Genomic DNA, 20,337 nt, shown 5'->3' with positions numbered 1-20,337 from the left:
CAGATAGTGGCCAAAGAAGATCAGGAAACCGATAAAAATAATGAGGACGGGAGTTATCATACTGAAGTTAGTTACCCCCAAATCTGGGTCAGGTTCCCCAGAAACGGCCCGGGCGCAGTAGCCGGTCGGTGTGGGCAGTACGTGCGAAGCAGGACGCGTAGTTGTCTGCGGCAACGTACTAATTTTGGGGGCTGGGGGGCAAATTCAGCGCTGCATCGCTGCAAGCAGCCCGCCAGCGTATCCTCTTGGAACCCGCCTGGCGGCATCGCCCGTTGTGGAATTATACCCCTATGCAACTCACCGCCTTCAAACAGCTACCTATGGGCCATCAGGCCGTCCTGCTACGGCAAGGGGGGCATTTTCTGGCTGAACGCCAGCAAGATAGCTTCAGCCTGCAGCTCTATGCGTTTGGTGATTTTTACGCCGAGGTGTGGCGCGTGCAGGGTGAGGAGCGTATTCTGTTCATCCATTTGTTTCAACACCCGGCAGGGCTGGCCGCTTACCTGGAGAAAATTCGATTGCCCGAGGTATAAAAAAGCCCCCCACCACCTACAAACAAAAAAAGCGCAGCCATGGGCTGCGCTTTTTGCATTAGAAAAGCAAGTTCGTGGCCGAGCTATTGGATCACCAGCTTCTGGGAAGATGAACGGCCGGCCACCTCAAACTTGGTGATGTACATGCCCTTGGGCAGCGAGCCCAGGTTCTGGGTCAGCGACAGGCGCTGCGTGCCTTTGGTACGGAATACCTCGCGCCCGCTCAAATCAGATACCACCACGCTGATGGGCTGATTATCCGCGGCTACTACGTTGAAAGTAACCTCGCCCGTGGAAGGGTTGGGATACACGCTGGCTTCGGTACCGATAGGTAGGCTGCCGCTGCCTTTGATGGAAGAAGCTGCTACTGCCGTCAGCGATTCGCTTCTCACGCGATTCTTCAGCTCTTCGAAGATCACATCAGCCTGTACGAAACCATAGCCGGTTTTGAAATCAAAGCCCGTATCGAAAACGCCAGGAGTCAGCGGGTTGTCCATATCAAGCGCGGAGGAAATCATGCGCTTCCGGATTTGGGTGGGGGGCAAATTGCCAACCACGCCGCCCAGCATGAGCGCACCTACCGCCGCTACGTGCGGAGCTGCCGCTGAAGTGCCGAAGAAGTTAGGGAAAGCATCCGCGTCAATGGGGCTATCGCCGCCTACTGGGAAGAAAGTAGTGTTAGCACCATCGGGGCCGGTTACTTCGGGCTTCTGATATACCTGAGGCTTTTTCAACTCTACGCCATCCTCAAAATAAATCGGCGTGCCACCCAAAGATGAAAAGCCATTGATGATCGGACGGGGCGTATTGGGGTTAAACTGGGGCGTATTGAAATAGGCCGAAGCACCCACAGCAATAACCTTCTCCGCGTTGGCGTGGCCAGCAATAGTAGAGCTGCGCGTGTCATATTCCACGGCAATAGGCGTGCTGCCATAGTTTATATACTTCAGCAGCTTAGGATCGGGCCCAGCAAATTTGGTAATAACAAGCTCCAGCGTAATTGGAGTAGCAAAGGGGCTGCTTACTCCCAGAATCTCCACCGGGTCGCCATTGGCGATATTATCGGCGGCAGAAAGCGCAACGAGGCTACCGTTAAAGAACAGATACATATCCATGTCGGTCTTGGCACCGATTACGCCATTAGCCGAGAAAAACGGATCAGTCCATTGTAAGGAAATAGTCAGGCTGCCACGAGCCGGTATGGTGATACTCTGGCGCACGTCGCCGGGGGCGAAGGCGTGAGCCGTACCATCAAGGCCTGGTACTACGATGCCCGAATTGGCGTAGGGAGCCTGGTAGGATTGCTGGCCCTGGTTGCCCGCCGAGGAGAAATACGAAGAGCCCCGATCTACTACTTCCTCCGCGGCCTGCGCGATGATGCCATCCTCGAAGAAAGGCTCCGCGAAGAAAATAACATCGTCTACAATCATGCGGCTTCCGGCTTCCTCCAACCGAATAATGCCTTGGGCAAAGCTGGCCTGACCCAGAAAAGCCGTGTGGAAGGCAATGTCGGCGCCGGGCGCTACGTCGTGCACCAGTTCGGCCATGCCGCGCCCTTCGTCGCTGCCGCCACTGGGTAGATCTGCTAGCACCTGCACGTTGGCTGGCAAGTCGCCGCTGGCTACTCCGGCCGCGGCCCCATTCCTGTTATTGTAGCTATCGGAGAGGATACCCACTTTCACACCCGCCCCCGAAACGCCATACTGTGCCCGTACCAGGTCCGACTTTAGCGATACGTCGCCTTGGCTGGTTACGGCGCCCACGTTGCGGGCCGGTGTGTAGGCTGGGCGCACAAACCGTAGCGAGCTAACGGCTTCCAGCCCTGCCAGCTTGTCGATCGGGAACAGGCCCGAAACCATTACTCCGTAGGAGGCGCCGTCTTTCAGGCCTTGGGCCTGCAACTCCTGCAATAGGCCACTCGCGTTGCCTTCAAGAGCGGTGGCCTCAATAACAACATAGCCGTCAAAAATCTGCACGTCAGATGTAGCCGTTAAACCTTCTACCTGACTGACAACAGGGGCGGAGCGCTGCGACCTAGCTGCCTGATTTTCGGCCACCTTCATCAGATCGGCCGAAATTTTGGATTTCTTGCTTTTGGCTGCACCTGCGCCTCTTTCCTGACTTTTTCCCTGAGCCAGTGCCGGGGTTTCGCTAACTAATGCGAGAGCTAAAGTGCCTAGCAGTAGTGGCTTCATGTAATGTTTTTTCATGCAAAAACAGTTAAGTAAGGGTGGAATGGATGAGGAGAAAAGCAATGTCTTAAGGTAGAGCTTATATAATTATTAAAGTGAAAAAATGTTATATACCATTGTTCAGTTCATGTAAAGTTTTTGCACAAATAGAGTGAGGCTCAACCTCAACTATTAGTTATTGACCACAGAAGCCGGTTTATCGGCGTATGAATAGCAGATTGAGTAGTAGAATTTTTGCCATTATTTTATTGCTGCTCGTCTGAGGTTAAGCCCGAATGGTCCTCAAAAAGCCCCCCAGATACGCTTTCATCTGCAGCACTAGTTGGCCATGCCGTAGCAGGAATGAATGCGCCTACGCTACAGTACAGCGAGCCTGTGGCTCAATAACTTTGCCCCCCGCCCGCCGTACTGTGGAGTGCCCGGTAAGCCGACGCGGCTAGGTAGCTGGAAAGGGGTGAGTGCCGGGGTAGTTGATGTAGCCGAAGCGTATGTGGATTGTCTTTTCGTTGTTAGCAGCCGTGTCGGCGGCTGTGGTAGTCACCCTTTCCAAGGCCGGCATTAAAAACGTCGATTCTAGCCTCGCCTTCGCTATTCAGTCAGTGCTGATTCTGGTTGTGGCGTGGAGCGTGGTTGCGTATCAGGGCAATCTGCCTGACGTATCGCGCATCGACCGGCGCAGCCTGACGTTTCTGGTTATTGCTGGCGTCGTGACGTGCGTGTCGTCGCTGCTGTCGTTTCAGGCCCTCAAGCTTGGTGAGGCCTCGCGCGCTTCGCCTTTGGATAAAATATCGCTGGTATTCTCGATAATTCTGGCCGTCGTTTTCCTGAAAGAAAAGATAAACTGGCAGGTAATTGTGGGCGCACTGCTGATGGCCGCCGGCGCGCTGTTTATTGCACTGGCCAAGCCTTCATCCAACTAAATAGTTGCGGCGAATCAGGCGGCCTACAACCGGCGCATGGGAATGTGCGGAATGCCGTCTTCCAGGTACATTTCGCCGCACTGCACGAAGCCGAAACTGCCGTAAAATTTCTCCAAGTATTGCTGCGCGCCAATCTTGATGGGCTGGGGAGCAAAATGCTGCTCGCAGTGCGCAATTGCCTGCCGCATCAGCTCCTGCCCAAGCCCGAAGCGCCGAAACTCAGGCGCCACAATTACCCGCCCAATACTGACTTCCTCATAGGCAATGCCCACGTCAAAAAGCCGGGCGTAGGCGGCCAGTTTTCCGTCCGGCGCGTGCCCCAATAGGTGATATGCCGCCATATCCTGCCCGTCAATATCCTGAAACGCGCAGGCTTGCTCCACTACAAATACTTCGCTACGCAGCCGAAGCAATTCGTACAATTCGGTTAGAGATAAGTCGTTGAATTTTTTGTTGGTCCAGGCTAACGTCATGGTTGATAGTAAGGCTGTTACGGGCAAAATAAGCGCTGCTTAGGTTTCCGAAAACGAGGCTTAGTTGCGCTTGATTTTCTTCAATGATTCTGCCAGCTCTTTGGCCGAATAAAGCTTGCCGCGCGAAATGACTGTGTCAATTTTTTTGACGTTGCTGATATTGGTCAATGGGTTCTGATTCAGTAGCACCAGATCGGCATATTTCCCGGCTCCGATGCTGCCCGACTGATCGGCCACACCCATAAATGTAGCGCCGTTGATGGTGGCCGCGCGCAGCGCCTGCGCGGGAGTAAGTCCGGCCTGCACCAGCAGCTCCAACTCTCCCTGCAACGACACGCCCGGATACACAAACGAGTTGAACGGCCCGCTGTCGGAGCCGGCCAGAATGGTGACGCCAGCGGCCTGCATTTCCGGTATCATCGACATGAACTTGGCCGAGAGTTTTTTGCCGAATGCAACGGTCTCTTTGGGTTGGCGCTTGGCGTTGTTGTAGCGGCCCATGTAAGTAGCCTGAATTCGGGGGTCGATGTAGGCAAGCATCGTGTCGCGGGCGTGATCTTGCTCGGTTATATTGGCCAGCGTTTTCTGGATAAATAACGTCGGCACCACGGCCGTTTTTCGGTCGGCCAGGGTTTTGAACATCGCGGCCGCTACCGTTGGGTCATAGGTTTTATAAATGGTGGGCAGCACCGCGAACAGGCCCAACGGCTTAGATGTGAGCAGGCTCTGTTTGATGGCGGTTGTCAGGCTGTCTTCGCGCGAGGAGCAGCCTTTGAATACATAATACAGGTGCTCGCTGGCATCGAGGCCACGCTCCGAAGCCTCGCGCAGCGTAACGGTGTAGGGCATATGGCCCGTCGTTTTGAGCCCGCGCTTTTCGGCTTCGGAAATAACGTTCAGGAAAGCTTCCCCCGAAATTTTGCTTTCGTAAATCTTGACGTAATCTACCTTTAGTTTCTGCAAGGAATCCAGCGCGGCCGTTATCTGAGCGGGCGTTTCAACTCCCAAAGAGCCCGGCCACGTGCCGCCCGGACCATCGATCTTGGGGCCGGAAGTGAAGATTCTCGGGCCAGCAAGTTTGCCGGCGTTAATCTGCTCGCGCCAAGCATAGACAGCTGGCGTCAAGTCGCCGCCCGCGTCGCGTACGGTGGTGATACCGTGCGCCATATACAGCGGCAATAGGTTCTTATTGGCTTCCGTCAGCGTGTCGCCGCCCCGAAAGTGCACGTGCATATCCCATAAGCCCGGCATGAGATATTTACCCGTGCCATCTAGGCGCTGAGAAGCGCGCTGGGGGGCTTTTTGTGCGCTCTCTATTCGTTGAATCAGGCCGTTTGCAATGACCACATTTTGATCGGGCTGCACGGTGCCGGTTAGCACATCAATCACATTGACGTGAGTGATAACCAGATCAGCTTCATCTGATTTTACTGCGGCACATTGCGTCAGAATAAAGACGAGTGAGCAGGCAGTAGCGAGGATGTGTAGTTTCATAAAAGCAGAGAAGCGGCGAGAAACAGAGAGCGGAGAAATTCCAATCGTACTTGGCTCAGCTAAAGTAGCGGAATTTGCCCCCCAGCGCTTTACGTGACTATAACAACCTTGTATTCTTACCTTACAGAACGTCATGCAGAGGCGGAGCCGAAGCATCTCGCATGCTGACGTTGGATTAGTAATCCTGGTAAACACGCGAGATGCTTCGACTCCGCCTCTGCATGACGTTCTTCTTGGATAACAGATTTAGATGACCTTGCTGCTCTTTACCGGCTATTCGTACGGTCGATGATATTCTGCACATCCTTGGTCGATACTTTCTGGCCGGTTTCGGCGGCGCGGTAGATGGCGGCCATCAGCTGCACGTCGCGCAGGCCCATTTCGCCGGGCACGCGGGTGGGCTTGTTGTTGAGAATACAGTCGGCAAAGTTGTCCATTTGCAGAGCCTGCTGATTTACATTCTGGATGTTCATCGGGCCCTTGCTGGTTGTGCCTTTTATGCCACCATATCCAAAGGCTGGCGAGAGCTCAAACTTGCCTTTGGCCGCCTCGGCTTGGAGGCGGTTGGGCAGGCTTTCGGCGTAGCTGGTGCGACAATCGGCCACGGAGCCATCAGCAAACTGGAACTGCCAATTCACGCCGGCCTCCACTTCCTTGAAATATTGATTGTTGGCAGGCTTGGGCGCAAACTTGGCCGTGACGGAAGCCGGAATCTGCCCTTTAGTGTACACCACGCCTTGCACGCAATAAATGCCCAGGTCCACCAAGGGGCCGCCGCCGGCCAGTTCCTTATCCACGCGCCAGGGCGTATCGTTGCTGAACACATACCCATTGTCGGCCACCAGGCGCTTGATGGGGCCGTAGATTTCCTTCTGACCTAAACGCATCACTTCCTGGTGGTGGGGCTCGAAGTGCAGGCGGTAGCCGATGCTAAATTTCTTGTTGGCTTTTTTGGCGGCATCAATCATTTGTCGGCACTCAGCGGGCGTCATGGCCATCGGCTTTTCGCAGATCACGTGCTTGCCCGCCTGCAAGGCCCGGATCGTGTATTCGGCGTGCATAGCAATGGGCAGCACCACGTAAACGATATCAATATCAGGGTTGTCAACGATGCGGTCGAAGGACTTGTAGTCGTAGACGTTTTTGTCGGGGATATTATACTTGGCTTTCCACACCGGTACTTTCTCCGGCGAGCCCGTCACGATGCCAGCCAGGCGGCACAGCTTGGTTTCCTGCAAGGCAGGCGCCAGCTGCCCAGTACTGTATTTACCCAATCCTACCAGCGCCACATTCAGCTGCTTGCCCGCCTGCCACGCTTCCAGACTAGCCGGCCCAAAGCTGTTTGCCTCTAACCCGGAAAGCGAGCCAGCCAGCCCCGATGTGCCCAGCAAAATGCCCCCCAGGCCTAGTGAGGCGTGCCGCAGAAAGTCACGGCGGGAGGTGGAAGCACTGGCAGAGGAAAAGGAAGTGTTGTCGAAGGTTTTCATAGCTGAAAGTTGGGGTATAGTAGCAGTACCTAGTCAGGCAATGTCGGGTTGCATTTACAAGCTGGTAACAAGGATGATATCCAAACAGGAAACTCGACTTTTGGGTGACAAGCAAGGCAACAAAAAGGGGGCAGCTGACGATGCAGCTGCCCCCTTTTTTCAGTTAGATGTAAAATCCTAATTAGCGCAGGCGCTCACCGTCACTAAGGGGCCGATCGATGATGCGGCTGCGCAGGACGGTATTCGTTGCGACGGGCTGGTCTGCTGGAGCTGTAGGGTCTGGGTGAGGAAACGGGGCAGGGCCATGCGCCGAAAGTGGCACGCCGCCGTGCTTGGCAACATAGCGACGGGCATACTCGGAGGCATTCACAGCACCGTGCTGATCAAGTACGTGCTGCACTTGCTCGGCATCCTGGCGGGTACGTACGTGCACCGTAAGGGTAGTGCCGCAGCGGGCGGCCGCAGCATGGTCTTTCACCTCGTGCTCATGGCCCGTAAATACGGCCCGGAAAAAGTTGTGAAAGGAATCATTTTCCGGAAACTCACCCGTTGGATTATCCTGGTTGACATCGGCGGCAGTCACGTCGATATGCTCGCGGCCAATACCTTGACCGAGTAGCGCGTGGAGGGCTTTATTCGCAACGTCGGCGCTTTCAAACACGCCAATTACAGTGTATGCCATAGCAGATCGGGTTTAGGGAGTGAGAATGGAGTAGGAAGATCGGGAATATTTGCTCCCGCAGAAAGGAGTTTTTTCAACGTTGGATAACGGCCATAGGTTGGGAGGACGACTGAGTTGCCGCGGCCGCCAAGGTATCGGATATAACGGCTCCAGCAGGTAGGTCTCGCCGGGTTGGCAACCCGGCCACACGCTTCATCCGCCTTATCCGACACTTCAGTAACCTTTCTTTTCATCGGGCTTAGCAGCCGGCCACTTTTGGTCATCACTTCGCTGCTACCCCCATGAAACGCATCCTGCTTCCGCTGTTTTTATTCCTGATTACCGCCAGCTATGTAACTGCCCAAACAGCCGCTACCACGCTGAGTGGCACTGTTCGCGACCAGAACGGACGGGCGCTGCCGGGCGTCAACGTATTTCTGAAAACAACCTTCGATGGCGCCAGCACCGACTCACTAGGGCACTTTCGCTTCAGCACGAAACAGGCCGGCACCCTTCCGCTGGTTGTTACGCTGCTCGGCTACCAGCTTCAGGAGCAAGCCGTAGTGCTTGACGGTAAACCTCAGCGCTTCACCTTTGCGCTGAAGGAAGTCCGCAACCAGCTCGGCGCCGTGACTATCACTTCCGGCACGTTTGAGGCGGGCGGCGACAAGCGCAATACCGTCTTTTCGGCCCGCGACGTGGTGACTACGGCCGGCGCCTCGGCTGATGTGGCAGGCGCGCTGAACACCATGCCCGGCACCACCCGCAACGGGGAAGAAGGCCGCCTGTTTGTGCGCGGCGGTGCGGCCGGCGAAACTCGGCAGTACCTAGATGGCGTGCCTTTGCAAAGCCCCTACAACGCCAGCGTAGCGGGTGTGCCGGCCAGGGGGCGTTTTTCGCCGATGTTGTTCAAGGGCATGGCATTTAGTACGGGTGGCTACTCAGCCGAGTATGGGCAGGCGCTGTCGGCAATCGTGGCTTTGCAGTCCGAAGATTTGGCCCCCGAAACGCAGACTGGTATTTCACTGCTGTCGTTGGGGGCGCTGAGCTTGTCGCACCAGCAGCGCTACGAGCGCTCGTCGGTGGCCGTAACGGGCGACTACATGAACATGCGGCCTTATTTCGGGCTGGTGCCTCAGCGGCTGCTCACAGCATTTCAATCGTCGGGCGGCTCAATAGCATTGCGCCAGCGTACGGGTGAAGCGGGCATGGTGAAGGCTTATGGCGCGTTCAATCAGCAGCACATCGGCGTGCAACAGCCCGAAGCCGGGTGGGAGCACGGCCGGCCCGTGCATCTGGAGGCCAACAATGTGTACTTGAATACCACTTTCCGCAGCCCATTGCGGCGGGGCTGGTCGGTGCAGACGGGTGCGGCAGCTACTCGGGATGTGCAAACGGCCCGCATTGCCGTCCGCGACACGCAAACTCAGCAAGTAAGCGACCAAGCCCGGCACGAGCTAGAGCAGTCGGTAGTGGGGCGCATGGTGCTCACCAACGACTCGGCCAGCGCTTATTGGAACGTTAAGCTGGGCGTAGAGGGTCTCGCGCAAAGCAACCAACAGCGCTACGAATTTTCCCCCCAGGATACTGTGTTTCGCTTTTCGGAGCAGCGTTTGGCCACGTTTGCTGAATCCGGTATTGCCTTCACCAACAAGCTCGTGGGCCGGGTAGGTAGCCGGGCCGAGTACTCAGCAATACTGAACCGATGGAATGTCGCGCCTCGCGTGGCGCTGGCCTATCAGGTGAATGAAAAAACGCAGCTGTCGGGCGCTTGGGGCTACTTCTACCAAACTCCCGGCAGCGACATACTGCTGCGGGCCGAGAATCCACAACGGCTGCGCTTCGAGCGGGCCCAGCATTTTCAGCTCACGTATCTGCGCAGCCACAACGACCGCACGCTGCGGGTTGAAGCCTACGCCAAAACCTACGCTCACCTCGTCCGCTTCACTGAAAATGCCCCCAAAGCCTACTCACGCCTTATGATCCAGCTTCGTACCGCAGCACGGGCCGCGGCTACGCCAACGGCGTGGATATCCTGTGGCGCGACCGCAAAACCGTCAAGAATGCTGATTACTGGGTAAGCTACGGCTTCCTGGAAACGCGCCGGCAGCAGCGCCTCGACCCGGTGCTGGCGGTGCCTACCTTCGCCGCACGGCACAACCTATCGGTGGTGGGCAAATATTGGTTCTCGAAGCTGCACACGCAGGTAGGCGCCACCTATACCTACAATAGCCCCCGCGCTTTCCACAATCCGAATGAAGCCGATGGCTACAATCAGGGCCGCTTGCCCAGCTTCCAGGATTTCAGTCTGAACGCCAGCTATGTCACCACGCTCTGGAAAAATCTGACCATCGTGCATGTGTCGTGCACCAATGTGCTGGGGCGCGAGAATGTATTTGGCTACCGCTACGCTGCTGCGCCGGACGCGAATGGTCTGTATAGCGGCACGGCCGTGCGGCCATCCGCGCCGCGCATGGTGTTCGTGGCGCTGCTCATCTCCATCAACAAAAAGCGTCCGGCCGATATCGACACGGCCCCGGAGTAAAAACTCATCCGCCGGCTTCTGCACTTCATCCTGCCCAACCGACGCTTCAGTAACACGGAATTTTTCTGCGCTGTGCCTTCGCTCATCTTTGACCCAGGCTCTCCACCACACAGCTTTTCTCACTTCATATTTTCCCGCAAACCATGAAAACGCTCATCCTCCTGCTAGCCTTCGTCGCTGCTTCCTTATCCGCCTCCGCCCAACAAGCTACCGCACCCGCTGGCTACTCCGAGATGATGGCGGCCACCATCACCGAATTGAACAGTACCGGCGACCCCGCGCAGCTCAAGCAAATCGTGAGCAAGTTTGAGCGGGCGGCCACCGCAGCTCCCACCGATTGGCTGCCAGCCTATTATCAGGCGTACGGCCTGCTGCTCACTACTTTTCAAACCAAAGAAGATGCCGCCACTAAGGACAAATACCTCGACCAGGCCGAAGCCGCGCTAACCCAGGCCCGCAAGCTACGCGGCGACGAATCGGAGCTGCTGGTGTTGCAGGGCTATATCTACCAGGCACGGCTGGGCATTTCGCCCATGGACCGCTCAGCCAAATACTCACGCCTGGTGAGCGAAGTGTTGGGTCAGGCCAAAGGCGTAAACCCCACCAACCCCCGCATTTATCTGGTGCTCGGCAACAACATCTACTTTACACCCAAGATGTTTGGGGGCGGACCTGAGGCAGCCAAGCCGCTTTTTGAGGAAGGTAAAACCCGGTTTGCCGCTTATCAGCCCAGCAGTCCGCTGGCACCCAACTGGGGCGAACGGCAGCTAGCGAGCCGTTTGAAAGCATACGAGCAGTCGGCCGGCGTCCAGGCGGCTAAGTAATAACCGGCGCAGGCCGCGTTGCTGAGGGCAGCGCGGCCTGCCCTCGATTTCTCTCCGTAACTTCTGCCATCATGGAGCTGCTGCATCAGGCTAATATCGGCTTACACATCGTGTGCGGCACGCTGGCTATGCTGTTTGGCCTCGTGCCCATGGTGGGGCGCAAGGGCGGCGCGAGCCACCGTCGCTTTGGGCGGTGGTTTCTGGGGGCTACTGCGGGCGTGCTCGCGACGGCGGTGTTGGGGCTGGCGGTGTTCAATTTTCGCGGTTATCTAGTCGGAATCGTGCTGCTGAGCGTGTACCAGGCGTGGTCGGGATATAGGGCAGTGCTCACGCGCACTACGGGTCCTACCCGGTTGGATGGCTGGTTGGCCGCCGGGGCTTTGGTAAGTAGTGTGGTGCTGGTAGCTTGCCTTAAAGCCATTGAGCTGGTCTGGACGCCGGGCATTATCTATTCTACCTTGGGAGCTTTGGTAGTGATGACGCTCTATGATCTGGCGCGTTTTCGTTTTGTGCCGCTGTGGCGTCGCACGTTGTGGCGCTACGACCATCTGTGGAAGATGATTAGCGCCTATTTTGCCTTAGTATCGGCTTTCACGGGCACGGTGCTGCCTCAGTATAAGCCCTATAGCCAGTTTGGGCCGTCGGTGATGGGCATAACGCTAGTGCTGGGCTTTGGGCTGTATTATGCTCTGCGTCCGGCAGCCGCTCAGCCCAATTTATCAACGAATAGCCGTTCTGCCTGACCCCATGACTTCTCGCCCGTATCTTGCCGGCATTCCCACGCTCGCACCTGTCGCCCAGACTGGCTCTATGCCTGTAAACCATCCCACAATGCCCCCCAGACAAGCCACCCGGGCCTGGCTGCGCGTACTGCTGATACTTCTGCTGCTTTCCGTCACCATCAGCTTTCTTACCTGCCTGAAGTGCCTCGACAATCCTCGGGAAATGGCGGTGAATTTCGCGTTGACTGCCATTTACACGACGGGGCTGTGGCTGGCCAACGGCTACTCCGTGGATTGGCTTGATCGATACGTGAAGTGGAAGCAGGCGCCGGCCAAGCGGTTGGTCCTCACGCTGCTCGTGTCGCTGGGGGGCTCTTTGGTGGTGATTATGCTCGTCCGGCTCGGATTCATTTTGTATAGAGGCAGAAATCCAGCGTTGCTGTTCTCGCCTGAATACGTGGATGGTTACTTGTTTCCGCTGGTCATCACGGCTTTGATTTCTATGTTCATGCACAGCCGGTCGTTCTTACTGGGCTGGCGCGAAGCCGTAGTGCAAACGGAGCGTTTGCAAAAGGAAATGGCCCAGGCCGAAGCCGAAACGCTCCGTCAGCAGCTGGATCCGCACTTCATGTTCAACGCCCTGAACGCCCTTACCTCGCTGGTAGAGGAAGAGCCGCAGTTGGCCGTGCGCTTTATTCGGCAATTGTCGCAGGTGTACCGCTACGTGCTCGATGCCCGCGGCCGGGAAGTGGTGTCGCTCACCGACGAGCTAGAGTTTGCCAAAGCGTATCTGTTTTTGCAGCGCATCCGCTACGGCGAAGCCCTGCAGGCCGAGCTGCCCGACCCGAATAGTGTGCCCTCGCACCTCATGGTGCCGCCGCTGAGCTTACAATTGCTACTGGAAAACGCGCTCAAGCATAACGTTGCGCTCCAGCAGCAACCCTTGCATATCAGCTTCGAACTGAACTTGCCAGCCCGACAACTCACCGTGCGCAATACGCTGCGGCCGCGCCGCCTCAGCCCCGAAGAAACCAGCGGCTTGGGCCTGCGCAACCTGCAAGCCCGCTACGCTTTTCTAACCAATCAGCCCATGCTTATTCAGCCCACCGCCACCGAGTTTGTCGTGACGCTGCCCTTGCTGGAACTGGGATAATCAAGGAGTAGAAACGCGACTACACGCCTCCACTTTCAGTGAAAAAAAGCCCCCGGAGCCCCCGAAACTATCAACTAACACATGTCTACTTTGCCAGCGCTTCGAGCCTTACTTATTGAAGATGAGCCCTTGGCGGCTCGGCGGCTGACGGAGCTGTTGCGGCGTCAGACGCCAGCGGTGGAGGTGATAAGCACGGCCGAATCGGTGGCGGCGGCCAAGGTGCTGCTCGATACCCTGCAACCCGCGCCCGACGTCTTGTTTCTGGATATTCACCTGGCCGATGGGTTGAGCTTTGAGCTGTTCGAGCAAACCACGGTGCCCTGTCCGGTTATCTTCACCACCGCCTACGACCAGTATGCTATTCGGGCCTTTAAGGTGAATAGCGTGGATTATCTGCTCAAGCCCATTGATGCCGGTGAGCTGGAAGCGGCCGTGCAGAAGCTGCGCCGCTCACGCAGCGCCGCCCAGCCGGCCACGCCCGCTACAGCTTTCGATCCGGCCTTGCTGGCGCAGGTATTACAGCAGATGCAAGTCCGGCCAGCCTACAAAGAGCAGTTTGTGGTGCGAGTGGGCGAGCACCTTAAAACTATTGCCACGGAGCAGATAGCCTACTTTTTTAGCCTCGAAAAAGCTACTCTGCTTCAAACCCGCGAGAACCGCCGGTTTGTGGTGGACTACACGCTCGAGCAGCTGGAAGGCTTGCTCGATCCGCGCCAGTTTTTTCGCCTCAACCGCACGTATCTGGCGCAGGCCAGCGCCATTCAGGACATTATTCACTACACCAACTCCCGCCTCCAAACCGTGCTACAGCATTGCCCCGAAGGGCCGGTGCTGGTAAGCCGCGAGCGAGTGCCCGCGTTCAAAGCGTGGTTGGATAGGTAGAAAATTTGCCCCCAAACCAGGTTTAGGCCCCCTAAATCAGCCCTCCAGCCATTGCTTAAATACGCTGGCTTTCTCCCGGCTCACCACCACTTCATCGGTGGGACTGGGGGCCAAATCCAGCTTCAGCTTGCCATTAAAATAAGGATGCAGGCGCTGTACGGACTGCAAATGAGCGACAAACTGCCGATTCAGACGAAAAAAATGGCGTGGGTTGAGCAAGCTTTCCAACTGCTCGAGCGTGTAGTCCACCACGAACCGGCGCCCATCTACTGTGGCCAGCGTCGTGACCTCATTGCGGCTTTGGAACCAAGCAATCTGCTCCGCCGGCAGGGGTAATAGCTGCTCGCCGCTACGCACCAGAAAGCGTGATTTGTACGGTTGGTCGGGGCGAGGAAAGCTGTCGAGCAGGCGCTCCAAGCGCTGGGCCGCGTCGGGTGGGGGCGGCGCGGCCGGTGTCCGCCAGTACTCCAGCTTGGTGAGGGCCGATTTTAGCTCCGCCACCTTGATGGGCTTCAGCAAATAGTCGATGCTATTCGTCTTGAACGCCCGAATCGCATAGGCATCGTAGGCCGTGGTGAAGATGACCGGGCTGCGTACCACCGCGCGCTCAAATAGCTCGAAGCTCAGCCCGTCGGCCAGGTGAATATCAGCCAGAATAAGGTCGGGGGGCAAATTTGACTGTACCCACGCTACTCCCGCTGCCACGCTATCCAGCACCGCCACAACGTTGGCTTCGGGCGCGGCTTGGTGCAGCACGCGCTGAATCCGCTCAGCGGCTGGGTACTCATCTTCCAGTATTAAAACGGTCATGGAGAACGTACGGGTAACCTAAATTACATGAGAAAAATTAGCGAGATAGGAGGGCCAGGCTAGCGAGAAAGTCCATGTCCAATAAATAAAAAATAGCTGAAGCGGAATCCGAAACCAGAGGTAGCGCAAGCCCGGTCCATCGAGGGTTCCGGTTTGGTAGTTCAGGTGCCGACGAGCCGCGATGATATTACCGGGCAAAATCAGGATGAAAAAGGCGATGAGAAACCAAGCCGTGAGTGGGCGCAAGGCTGGAAGTAGCAAGCCCACGGCCGCCACGATTTCCAACACCCCTGTAGCCAGCACCCACGCCTTTTTGGCCGGCAAAAAGTCCGGCAGCATCCCCATCATGCCTTTGGTAAAAGCGAAGTGTGCTATGCCCGTAAACAACAGCATGGCAGCCATAGCGCCGTTGCCGGCAAGCACAACATCAACGTAGCCCTGCCAAAAATACGTGCCCGCTGCCAACAGCCCGAATACGCCAAGCAATACAAATAAGGGTTTCATAGCAAGAAGTGCGACAGAGAAAAAGAGCGGTTTTCAGCGGGGCACCAGCAGCGGTAGCCGCACCCGAAACCATCGGTTCGCGGTGCTGATTTCAACGGGCTGAGGAGCGTGGAGCAGCTCGTAGCGATGCTGCACATTGCGCAGGCCCGTGCCGGTGCCCGGCGCCAAGCCCGCCAGGCGCGGGCGCAGGGCGTTTTCCACGGTCAAGTAGCCCGTAGCCGGGTCGGCAGTGAGGCGCAGCTCCAGCGGATTTTCGCGCGATACAACGTTGTGCTTGAGCGCATTCTCTACCAGCAGCTGCACGCTAAGCGGAGCTACATGCTGCTCCAGCGCTTCGGCCGGAATGTGCTGCTCGACTCGCAGGTTATCGCGAAATCGGACTTTTTGCAGGGCCACGTAAGTATCCACAAACGCCAGCTCCTCGGCCAGTGGCACGGTTACTTTTTCGCGGCTGAGCAGCACGTAGCGGTACACATCGGCCAGCTGCTCCACAAACTCCTGGGCCGCCGCATTGCCCGGCTCAATGAGAGCCGAAAGGGTATTAAGCGAATTAAACAGAAAATGCGGGTCGAGCTGGTTTTGCAGGGCTTCGAGCTGACTTTGTACGCCGGCCTGCGTGAGCTGCTCGGCTCGGCGCACGTTTTGCTCCCATTGCTGAAAAAAATGCTGGCTTTCATACACCAGCATTACCACCGACGTGGGCACCAGATTTACCAGCACCTGCACTAGGAGGCGCTCGGTGCTCAACGCCCCGAATAGCGCGGGGGGCAAAATCATGGTCAGGCTGACGGTGATGGCAACGGTAGCTAAGCTGGAGTAAACGATGCAGGCAGTGGCCAGCCACCACAGCCGCACCGCCGTTTGGCCCACCTGCGGATAGCGTCGGCACAGCCACTGCCAGATGGTGCGCGTGCCCAGCCAAATGATGAGGGTATAGAGCAGCGAAATCGCCCAGCTAACCAGAAAGGCGGCAACTGACTGAAACGCATAATTAGCCTCCGGCAGGAGCATCATCAGGCTGACAATCGGAACTCCAAACAGCAGCAACTGACGGTCTTGCATGGTAGGTAGCGTGGATTTTGGCCCCCGTGGGCTTGGCGGCAACTTACGCACTTTCCCTTAGTACGAAAGCAAGGGCAGCCCACTCAGCGCCCGCCAGTACAGCAGGGCCACGCCGCCCGCGTAGAGCGCGGCGAAGGCAAAAATGCTGGCCGTTTGGGCAACAGTACGTTCGTGCAGTGCCGTGCGGCCTAGCAGCCAACCAACCAAGGGAATAACCTGCAAGGCGTGGAGGCCCAGGAAGTGCGCGGCGCGCAAATCGCCGGCGCGGGTGCTCCAGCCTAGTACGGGCAAGCCGGCGCCGCCATCGGGGGCGCCTACGGTGTGGCCGTTTTGCCCAATCATTGCGCCGCCGATGGCGCTGCCCAGCAAAAACAGCAGCAGCCCCAGGCGCATGCCCCACACGTACCCCGCCGACCCAAATGGCCGGTAGCGCAGCATCAGTACCAGCGCCCACACCAGCAGCAGCGTATTGACGGCAATAAAAAGGCCCATCAGGGCAAATACCAGCCCGTCGAATGCAGAGCTGTTGTTGAAGTGGGACGTAGTGCCCCGCACAGCTTGCAGGAAAATAGCCGCAATTTCGACCGTCATGCTAATGGCTACGCCCCAGCTGATAAAGCGCACCGACCGCTGCGCGGGTGCGGGCAAATCGGCCAGCAGCCAGCCCAACGTCCACAGATAAATGAGGTTGGAAAGGGAGAATTTGAGCGGCTTAAACCAGACGTTGAGGCCCGTAACCATGCGCTCATCAAAAGGAGCGAGCGCCAAGGCCGTCAGGGCCAAGCCCACACTCAGCCAGCCCGCCCACGACAGCACCGGATTGCTACGATGCAGAATAAGCAGCCACTCGCGCACTTGCTGAAGGAAAGGCAGGAGCAACGGACGGCGGGGGACAAATTCGGCGGAGTTGTCGGAAGCGAAAAGGAGCGTTTTCATACTTACGATGGATAAGATGAGGAAACAGACTGCGGAGTGGTGGCGGGGCTGGGGGGCAAACTCAGGGGATAAAAGCGGCGCGCGGCAGCGTACAGCAGCATGCCCACCGGCCCCAGCAAAAAGGTAAATAGCAGGCACGGAATCAGCAGCAGGTGCGGCACTCCGCGGCGGTGCGCATCGCGCGCTTCCCAAGCGCCAATGGCCAAATCGAAGCAGAGATAATGCACCCAGCCGGCCAGCAGCGCCCACGGATCCTGAAAGAGCAGCGCCACATCAGCCAGCGAAGAAAAGCCCCCCACGCTGCCCTTCGGCCCAGCATAGTGTACCCCAATTACCACGGCATATACCACGGCCAGGGCCAGGGGCAGAACTCCGCTAAGCACCAGCCGGCGCGTGACTGTCCAGCGGGGCGCAATCAGCAGCAACACCCACCCAAGCATGGCAACCGAGTTGGCAACAGAAAACAACGTGGCGGGCGTAAGCATAGCGGGGGGCTTTTTTTGCTCTAAAGTACCCGCCGTTCCTGCCTGTGAAAACCCGAAAACAGGTGAAGCTACTCCCGCGACCGGTGAACCGCCGATAGCAGGACGTGAAACGTCATGGCTGCCTCATTGCATGAGCGCCTATAAGGGCGCGATGCCGCCTTCCACCGCTACCAAACCCGAAATGCTCAGTAGTTAGTGTGGGAAATAAACGCGGAACGTGGAGCCCACGCCAGCCTCTGTCTCCACCTCGATTTTGCCCCCCGCATTTTCCACCATCTTCTTGACCATGTATAGCCCAATGCCGGAGCCTTCCACATGGTCGTGGAAGCGCTTGAACATGGTAAAGAGTTGATCGAGGCGCCCGCTTTCTATGCCTAGACCATTATCCGTGACGGAAAGCACGTCGTATTCCGGCGTGATACTGCACTGCAATTGCACCCGCAGCGCTCGGTCTGGGGAGCGGTACTTTAGGGCATTGCTCAGTAAGTTGAACACCACCGAGCGCAGATTTTTGGCCGAAAAGCGAATGACCGGGCAGGCCGTCACCTCTACTTCTACGCGAGCATCCGCCAACGCCCGCTGCGCCTCCAAATCCAGCAGCACATGCTCAATTACTTCCGCTAGCTGTATCTGAACCGTTTCTTCTTTGTTCTCCTTCTGGAGCTTCACAATGTCGGTGAGGTTGGCAATGGTCTTGGTGAAGCGCTCCACCGATTCCTGCATCATGCCCAGCAACTGCTGCACCTGCTCCGACTGCATGCTCTCCGTGGAAGGCGTGCGCAGCAGGGCATGCAGAAGTCCCTCGATATTGGAAATAGGCGCTTTCAAGTCGTGCGAGGCCGTGTACACGAAGTTGTCCAGGTCGTTGTTGATGCGCACCAGCTGTTCGTTGGCCTTCTTTAGCTCAGTAATATCAATGGCCGAGCCCACGTAGCCGTATATCTCGCCGTTGGGGTAATAGCTGGGGGCACCCTGCGCCAGCAGCCAGCGGTACTCGCCGTCTTGGCGTCGCATGCGGTGCTCCATGCTATAGATCGTCCGGCTGCGTATGGCTTCCGTCAACGTTTTCTGAGCAAATTCCAGCTCCTCCTCCGGCAGGTAAGCCGACCAGCCAGTGGTGGCGTATTCTTCCATACTCACGCCCACAAACTCCACGAACGCTTTATTCACGTATCGTATCGTAGAATCGGGGTGAACGGCCCACACCAGATTGGGAGTAGCATCGGCCATAATGCGAAACCGCTCCTCGCTTTCCCGCAGAGCTTCTGTAAATTTTTTTTGCTGGGTTATATCCCGGGGGATGGCAAACAAATGAGGTTTTCCGCCTAGCAGAAGCCCGGCCAGGCTCACCTCTACCGGAAAGAGCTGCCCATTCTTGCGCTTATGCATCGTTTCCACCTTCGGGATGGTTTCCCGCTGGGCCAAGGCAAACAGTTGGGCAAATCCTTCATGGTCATGAATGGCATCCACATCGGGCACGCGCAGATTCTGGGCTTCTTCCTCCGTATAGCCCAAGGCCTCCAGCGCTTTGTGGTTGAGGTAGGCAAATGAGCCATCCTCGCGCATCAGAATAAAAGGGTCGCGGGCCTGATCGGCCATAAACTTGAAGCGCTTTAGCTCTTCGCTGTGCTCCTCCACTTCCTGGCGAGCCCGCACCTGCTCCGTTACATCGATGGCTAAGTGAATGACCCCAGTTACCAGCCCAGCTTCAATCAGTGGGGTATACGATACGTTGTAGTAGCGCTGCTCCAACTCACCGTTGTCACTCAGCATCTTAATCGGTACTTCATTGCCGCGGAAAGCCTGACCGGTTTCGGTTACCGCTTTGGCCATCTCCAAAATGACTTGCGACCCGACATGGGGCAGCACCTCCACCATCATCTTGCCTAGCACTTCCGCCGCCGTTGCCTTGCCTAGCATCCGCAGCATGGGCGTATTAATGCTCTCGATAACCACATCGAGGCCGCGCGTAAGTGTGATGGCCACCGGGGCCTGCTCCACCACGTTGCGGAAGCGTGATTCGTTTTCTTGGGCCCGTTGCTGGGTCCGCACCTGCCCGGTAATATCCTCGGTTGTATGAATCAAGTACTGCACCTCGCCCGCCGAGTTCAATACGGGCTTGGTGTGGGCCGACCAGTACCGCGCCTCAACTGCGCCCTCGGCATCGGACTCATCGTAGCAGATTAAAGTCAGCCGCTCTGGCTGCTTCGTGCGCAGGGAATTTTGCAGTGAGGCCCGCAGGGTAGAGGGGCCGTCGGCCGTCACTGCCGCAGAGTATTCCGGAAATATGTCGAATACACTGTTGCCTACCACATCGGTCCTGTTCTGAGCGCTGAGGCGCAGCAGCTCATCACTGATAGCCAGAATCGTGAACTGGGGGGCATTTGGCTCCAGTAGCAGGGTGTTGCCCGGCAGCGCCTCGAAAGCCATTTGAAAATTCACGGTCTTGTCTATCACTCGCTAGCCGCTTTTCCATTAGGGATAGGCTTATCAAAGGTAGAACTATATCCAAGCAACTGAATCAGCCGGCGTGAATGTATATAACGGCATCTATATTTTTTCATTATGCGTTGATAATAAAGCGATTAAATCCTGTACATGGCTTGCAGACTAAAGTAGCTAGACACCCTGATTGTTAGTTGCGCGTATGGGCA

General features: G+C 57.0%; 19 protein-coding genes. 8 read left to right on the top strand and 11 right to left on the bottom strand.

What is annotated here, in order from left to right; translation table 11 throughout:
- Nucleotides 1–290 precede the first annotated feature (290 nt).
- Nucleotides 291–533, top strand: a complete 243-nt coding sequence (locus tag G7064_RS06115) for a hypothetical protein (RefSeq protein WP_166072897.1) — start codon at nucleotides 291–293, stop codon at nucleotides 531–533.
- 83 nt (nucleotides 534–616) lie between these two features.
- Here the strand turns inward: G7064_RS06115 and G7064_RS06110 are convergent, their stop codons facing one another.
- Nucleotides 617–2,743, bottom strand: a complete 2,127-nt coding sequence (locus tag G7064_RS06110; protein ID WP_166072896.1) for a T9SS type A sorting domain-containing protein — start codon at nucleotides 2,741–2,743, stop codon at nucleotides 617–619.
- Between the two features lie 470 nt (nucleotides 2,744–3,213).
- Between G7064_RS06110 and G7064_RS06105 the strand changes: the two genes are divergently transcribed.
- The gene (locus G7064_RS06105) at nucleotides 3,214–3,645 is read left to right on the top strand and encodes an EamA family transporter (RefSeq protein WP_133272115.1); all 432 of its coding nucleotides are present in this window, start codon (nucleotides 3,214–3,216) and stop codon (nucleotides 3,643–3,645) included.
- Between the two features lie 23 nt (nucleotides 3,646–3,668).
- Here G7064_RS06105 and G7064_RS06100 read toward each other — a convergent pair whose 3' ends face one another.
- From G7064_RS06100 to G7064_RS06085, 4 genes are all read right to left on the bottom strand, one after another.
- Nucleotides 3,669–4,118, bottom strand: a complete 450-nt coding sequence (locus G7064_RS06100) for a GNAT family N-acetyltransferase (RefSeq protein ID WP_166072895.1) — start codon at nucleotides 4,116–4,118, stop codon at nucleotides 3,669–3,671.
- A gap of 60 nt (nucleotides 4,119–4,178) precedes the next feature.
- Nucleotides 4,179–5,612: an amidohydrolase family protein gene (locus G7064_RS06095; protein WP_166072894.1), complete on the bottom strand. Its 1,434-nt coding sequence runs from the start codon at nucleotides 5,610–5,612 to the stop codon at nucleotides 4,179–4,181.
- Between the two features lie 266 nt (nucleotides 5,613–5,878).
- Nucleotides 5,879–7,099, bottom strand: a complete 1,221-nt coding sequence (locus tag G7064_RS06090) for a Gfo/Idh/MocA family protein (RefSeq protein ID WP_166072893.1) — start codon at nucleotides 7,097–7,099, stop codon at nucleotides 5,879–5,881.
- 181 nt (nucleotides 7,100–7,280) lie between these two features.
- A complete protein-coding gene (locus G7064_RS06085) occupies nucleotides 7,281–7,781 on the bottom strand; it encodes a hypothetical protein (protein WP_166072892.1) in 501 nt (166 codons plus the stop codon).
- A gap of 281 nt (nucleotides 7,782–8,062) precedes the next feature.
- On the opposite strand from G7064_RS06085, the gene G7064_RS06080 reads away from it, so the two are divergent.
- The 6 genes from G7064_RS06080 (at nucleotide 8,063) to G7064_RS06055 (ending at nucleotide 13,886) form a co-directional block, all read left to right on the top strand.
- Entirely contained in the window at nucleotides 8,063–9,841 is a 1,779-nt protein-coding gene (locus G7064_RS06080) for a TonB-dependent receptor (protein WP_166072891.1), read from the top strand.
- On the top strand, nucleotides 9,787–10,305 hold the full coding sequence (locus tag G7064_RS06075; RefSeq protein ID WP_166072890.1) for a putative porin: 519 nt from the start codon (nucleotides 9,787–9,789) through the stop codon (nucleotides 10,303–10,305). Before G7064_RS06080 ends, G7064_RS06075 begins: the two co-directional genes overlap by 55 nt.
- 143 nt (nucleotides 10,306–10,448) lie before the next feature.
- Nucleotides 10,449–11,129 carry a hypothetical protein gene (locus tag G7064_RS06070; protein ID WP_166072889.1) on the top strand — a complete coding sequence of 227 codons (681 nt, stop codon included), beginning with the start codon at nucleotides 10,449–10,451 and terminating at the stop codon, nucleotides 11,127–11,129.
- A 71-nt stretch (nucleotides 11,130–11,200) separates the two neighbouring features.
- Nucleotides 11,201–11,872: a hypothetical protein gene (locus tag G7064_RS06065; protein WP_166072887.1), complete on the top strand. Its 672-nt coding sequence runs from the start codon at nucleotides 11,201–11,203 to the stop codon at nucleotides 11,870–11,872.
- A gap of 4 nt (nucleotides 11,873–11,876) precedes the next feature.
- A complete protein-coding gene (locus tag G7064_RS06060; protein WP_166072886.1) occupies nucleotides 11,877–13,004 on the top strand; it encodes a sensor histidine kinase in 1,128 nt (375 codons plus the stop codon).
- Between the two features lie 81 nt (nucleotides 13,005–13,085).
- Nucleotides 13,086–13,886 (top strand): LytR/AlgR family response regulator transcription factor, encoded by an 801-nt coding sequence (locus G7064_RS06055; RefSeq protein ID WP_166072885.1) that lies wholly within the window; start codon nucleotides 13,086–13,088, stop codon nucleotides 13,884–13,886.
- Between the two features lie 36 nt (nucleotides 13,887–13,922).
- Here G7064_RS06055 and G7064_RS06050 read toward each other — a convergent pair whose 3' ends face one another.
- From G7064_RS06050 to G7064_RS06025, 6 genes are all read right to left on the bottom strand, one after another.
- Nucleotides 13,923–14,696 carry a LytR/AlgR family response regulator transcription factor gene (locus tag G7064_RS06050; protein ID WP_166072884.1) on the bottom strand — a complete coding sequence of 258 codons (774 nt, stop codon included), beginning with the start codon at nucleotides 14,694–14,696 and terminating at the stop codon, nucleotides 13,923–13,925.
- Nucleotides 14,697–14,714: 18 nt separating this feature from the next.
- Entirely contained in the window at nucleotides 14,715–15,200 is a 486-nt protein-coding gene (locus G7064_RS06045) for a DoxX family protein (RefSeq protein ID WP_166072883.1), read from the bottom strand.
- A 33-nt stretch (nucleotides 15,201–15,233) separates the two neighbouring features.
- Nucleotides 15,234–16,262, bottom strand: coding sequence for a sensor histidine kinase (locus G7064_RS06040; protein WP_166072882.1), 1,029 nt, complete (start codon nucleotides 16,260–16,262; stop codon nucleotides 15,234–15,236).
- A gap of 57 nt (nucleotides 16,263–16,319) precedes the next feature.
- Nucleotides 16,320–17,198 carry a hypothetical protein gene (locus tag G7064_RS06035; RefSeq protein ID WP_166072881.1) on the bottom strand — a complete coding sequence of 293 codons (879 nt, stop codon included), beginning with the start codon at nucleotides 17,196–17,198 and terminating at the stop codon, nucleotides 16,320–16,322.
- A gap of 2 nt (nucleotides 17,199–17,200) precedes the next feature.
- Complete coding sequence (locus G7064_RS06030; RefSeq protein WP_166072880.1) at nucleotides 17,201–17,683, bottom strand: ABA4-like family protein; 483 nt, start codon at nucleotides 17,681–17,683, stop codon at nucleotides 17,201–17,203.
- Nucleotides 17,684–17,875: 192 nt separating this feature from the next.
- On the bottom strand, nucleotides 17,876–20,140 hold the full coding sequence (locus G7064_RS06025; protein WP_166072879.1) for a PAS domain S-box protein: 2,265 nt from the start codon (nucleotides 20,138–20,140) through the stop codon (nucleotides 17,876–17,878).
- Nucleotides 20,141–20,337 lie beyond the last annotated feature (197 nt).

The sequence above is a fragment of the Hymenobacter sp. HDW8 genome (assembly GCF_011305775.1).
GTDB classification, from domain to species: domain Bacteria; phylum Bacteroidota; class Bacteroidia; order Cytophagales; family Hymenobacteraceae; genus Hymenobacter; species Hymenobacter radiodurans.
This window is presented reverse-complemented; position numbering and strand designations above follow the sequence as displayed.